4 protein-coding genes are annotated in these 3577 nt (G+C 55.7%); all 4 read left to right on the top strand.

Annotated elements, in window-relative coordinates; genetic code table 11:
• Nucleotides 1-40 precede the first annotated feature (40 nt).
• The 4 genes from UUA_RS17750 to UUA_RS19495 all read left to right on the top strand — a co-directional run bounded on the left by UUA_RS17750 (nt 41) and on the right by UUA_RS19495 (nt 3133).
• Nucleotides 41-322 carry a hypothetical protein gene (locus UUA_RS17750; RefSeq protein WP_008439428.1) on the top strand — a complete coding sequence of 94 codons (282 nt, stop codon included), beginning with the start codon at nt 41-43 and terminating at the stop codon, nt 320-322.
• Between the two features lie 783 nt (nt 323-1105).
• Nucleotides 1106-1375, top strand: coding sequence for a hypothetical protein (locus tag UUA_RS19500; RefSeq protein WP_153022955.1), 270 nt, complete (start codon nt 1106-1108; stop codon nt 1373-1375).
• Between the two features lie 828 nt (nt 1376-2203).
• Nucleotides 2204-2572 carry a hypothetical protein gene (locus UUA_RS17730; RefSeq protein ID WP_039954452.1) on the top strand — a complete coding sequence of 123 codons (369 nt, stop codon included), beginning with the start codon at nt 2204-2206 and terminating at the stop codon, nt 2570-2572.
• An 84-nt stretch (nt 2573-2656) separates the two neighbouring features.
• Nucleotides 2657-3133 (top strand): hypothetical protein, encoded by a 477-nt coding sequence (locus UUA_RS19495; RefSeq protein ID WP_153022954.1) that lies wholly within the window; start codon nt 2657-2659, stop codon nt 3131-3133.
• Nucleotides 3134-3577: the final 444 nt, after the last annotated feature.

Here is a 3577-nt window from a genome sequence, read left to right as displayed (position 1 = left end):
CGGTTAACTTTAGCGTTAGGCCCGCAAGGAAGAGCTACGGATGCTTGTGTATACGGAGCTGAGCAAGCAAGAGACTCGGCGCATGCAGCTACTTGGCATCCCGATGTTCATCTTAGTCATTGCTTGCTCCATGACCATGGGTGCACTCTGGAGCATCCTCTTCGCGTTCGTTGCACTCATTCCTTACTCATTCTTCTATGCCAAGGCATACGCCGTTGTGGCCGCACGCGGTTCCTCCGCGCCTGGCTGGCGGTTCTACACGAGCGTCGTTCTGGTACAACTTGTCTTCATCGCAGCACTGGTGGCTCGCGCGCGGGCCTAACATTTCGTTCAAGGCGGACGGCTACGCCGCCGCTTAACTCAAGCGTTAGACCTCTATGAAACTTCCCCAGGATCTCATTTCCTTTGCTACAGCTTCATTTCCGCCAGCGCGGCGAGTGGAGGCGCTCTCCCTGTTGGAGGCGGCGAAACTCCATGACGGCACAACGCCGGATGTACGCATACTCCGTTGCGCATTGGTTGCTAGCGGTGGCGAGTTGCTTGAGTTGGCACGACAAATCGACCAACTGAAGTGCGATTACCGGGATGTAATACTGGCAGGAGAGTATGAGTTTCGCGGCAAGGAGGCGGTGCGTGTTCGCGACCTCAGTGAGCCGCTACGGTCAGAGGTCTAACATTTCGTTCAAGGCGGACGGCTTCGCCGCCGCTTAACTCAAGCGTTAGGCTCAACGAACAATGACTTCGCCGGGTACCCTGCTCAGCACCGCTCGTCAGTACTGGTCGTACTTTCTCCCGGCATGGGCGTTTCCCGTGGCGCTCGCATTCCTTTCGAACACGCCATCGCTATCCCGATGGCTCTATCCGCCGGTTGTGCTGTTGGTATTTTTCCTTGTCTTCATTCGGGCAGCTCTGCCCTGGATACGCCACAAAATTAGGTACTGGCACGCGGTCTTCTGGAGCATGCTCGCGCCGTTTTTGCTTTGGTTCTTTGCTGTAGCCACTTCGTTGGCTTTGCTCCCCAGCAAGGCCTAACTACTCGTTCAAGGCGGACGGCTTCGCCGCCGCTTAACTCAAGCGTTAGGCGTCAACAGGGATGGTCGCGATCATGAAGACAATTTTTACTTCTCTCGCCGCACTGGCAGCAGTCATAGCGGCACTCCTTTGGTACAAGGCTAGCGCAGCAGAAGTGCCTCATGAGCCGGATCGTCCAGGCGACAAGTCGGCTGTTGTCTTCTACAACGGGGACCATAGCTGGGATGCAATTCGCACCGCTGAGCTTCAAACCAAGTGGAACAAGCGTGCCGCATTAGCTGCCGCCATTGCGGCTGTACTTCAGGCGATTACCCTGGTGGTTCCAGGCGGCGAACCATCGTGAGCTCGCTGCCTAACCACTCGTTCAAGGCGGACGGCTTCGCCGCCGCTTAACTCAGGCGTTAGGCCATCAAATATGCGCCCCTCGTTTCACTGGCTTGTTGTTCTCCTCGTACTTCTCATGGCGAGCGTGGGTTTTTGGTCAGGCATCATCGGCATCATTGACGGGGCCGTGACGTTTCCGAGCAAGCGTGAGAGCTTCATAGTGGTCCAGGCGCAAAGCCCAAAAGTATTCTGGGGTTGCGTCGCAGCATGGCTATCAATAGGGGTGGGTATGGTTTGGCTCGCTTTTACGAACATCCGCGAGCTCTTGGCCCGTGCCTAACCAATCGTTCGAGGCGGACGGCTCCGCCGCCGCTCAACTCAAGCGTTAGGCCACAAGAGCTATGGACATCTCTGAGACCTACTTGACCCTTGGTGCCGTGACGTTCGAGCTCGGTGTTCCGTTGGCAGCAATCGTTGTCGTGGCGTTCGTGCCGCGTATACGGAAGTTCGCCGTCGTTTTGCTGGGGGCTGTGACGCCGTTGTTACTCGCCTATGCGTTCATCGCAGCGTCGTACTTTTCCGCGCCGGCAGAGCCTTCCGGTAGGTTTCCCTTTTCGGCTGTGTGGGTGATGTCTTTCGTTGTCTATCTGGCGCTTGTTCTAGCGGGCACGGCGCTAGCATTGATTCCCAAGCCATCCAACTTGTACGGCCGATATTTTATTGGCTTTCTATCCGCTCCAATTTGCTACGCTTTGCTTAACCTTGTCTCATAGGCAGGTTCCCCGCTGCCTAACAACTCGTTCAAGGCGGACGGCTTCGCCGCCGCTTAACTCAAGCGTTAGGTGCCATGGGAAGTTCGCTCGCCATCGTCACAACATTCCTCGTCGGCTCTTGGTTTCCCATAGCCGGCGGCACATGGACTCCCGATCAAGATGTTGCAGCGCAGCTGCGAGCAACGCTGCAGCAGTATGTAGTCGCTCGCGCGAGTGACCAGCATCGTGAGCTTCAATCTTGGTCAAGCTACTCGTTTCAGTATCAAGGTCGCGGCAGCGCAGACGGCAAGTTCATCTTCATCAACGCCTTCTGTGAGTCGCCTGACGCATATGCGGCCAAGCGGTTCGTGCAAGTTCTAGACGGCGGCACTTGTTACTTCGAACTCAAATACAATCCAAAAACTAAGACGTTTTACGACCTCGGGTTCAACGGCGTAGCGTAACGCGCTGTGGCACCTAACCAGTCATCCAAGCGGACGGCTTCGCCGCCGCTTAATTCCAGCGTTAGGCGCCACAGGGGGCGGTACATGAGTGACATCAACATCGAGAATAGTCATCGCGCCGAAATCGCGCTCCGAACTCAACGGCGCGTCCTAGATGACCGCGTGCGAAAACTTACAGTGGCCGTCTTTGGGCTTATGGGTTACTCCGCGTTTTCCAACTTCATGGGTGCCTTCGCTTCTTTCGGCAGCGCAATAGCAACTCCGACACTTGGAACAATTGGTGTTCTTGCCTTCGGATTGTTACTTGGGGCGCTCTATTCGTTGGGCGCCTATCGTGTTTGGTTCAAGGACGACATCCGTTGGTGGCCTGTAGCTATCCCTGCTGGTATCTCTATCGCACTATCCATATTGGCGTTCACGGCCGGAAAGCCTGCCGTAATTCCGCTAATTATCAATGTCGCGCTGTTGGCTATAGTTCCGTTTCGTATCAGGGCTACCGCAGCGGCCGTAGCCATCGCCAGCAAGCCGCTCAGTGCCTCGGCATCGTTCAAAGACGTCTAACATCTCATTCGAGGCGGACGGCTACGCCGCCGCTCAATTCCAGCGTTAGGCATCAATGACAGACATATCGGCGTCCGCAGAAAGACACATCGCGCAGCTCCATGAGCTACAAGCGCTCATGACCAGTCAAGGTGCTGCCGTTCTAGAACATCGCTACACTTTGCTTCTAATGGGTAGCTTCTCCATTGTTGTCGGCACTGCGCATCAACGCCTCAAGTTCGGCTGGGATGGACGCGAGTTCTTCCTTAACATCCAAGCCTGTCTCTGCCAGTCGCAATCCGCCACACCGAACTGGGAGCAAGTAGACAACCTACGAATCTCCCCATCACAATTCGTTTGGTCAACCATCCGTGAAACTTGTGGTCGTGCGTTTGGTGCCTAACATCTCGTTCAAGGCGGACGGCTGCGCCGCCGCTTAACTCCAGCGTTAGCCATCACACAAAT

The sequence above is a fragment of the Rhodanobacter thiooxydans LCS2 genome (genome assembly GCF_000264375.1).
GTDB classification, from domain to species: domain Bacteria; phylum Pseudomonadota; class Gammaproteobacteria; order Xanthomonadales; family Rhodanobacteraceae; genus Rhodanobacter; species Rhodanobacter thiooxydans.
The sequence above is the reverse complement of the archived record's forward strand: the minus strand, read 5'-3'. Positions and strand labels throughout refer to the sequence as shown.

Excerpts from the sequence above, each read along its gene's own strand:
- UUA_RS19500 (WP_153022955.1), top strand. The coding sequence starts at position 1,106 with ATGAAGACAATTTTTACTTCTCTCGCCGCACTGGCAGCAGTCATAGCG.
- UUA_RS17750 (WP_008439428.1), top strand. The coding sequence starts at position 41 with ATGCTTGTGTATACGGAGCTGAGCAAGCAAGAGACTCGGCGCATGCAG.
- UUA_RS17730 (WP_039954452.1), top strand. The coding sequence starts at position 2,204 with ATGGGAAGTTCGCTCGCCATCGTCACAACATTCCTCGTCGGCTCTTGG.
- UUA_RS19495 (WP_153022954.1), top strand. The coding sequence starts at position 2,657 with ATGAGTGACATCAACATCGAGAATAGTCATCGCGCCGAAATCGCGCTC.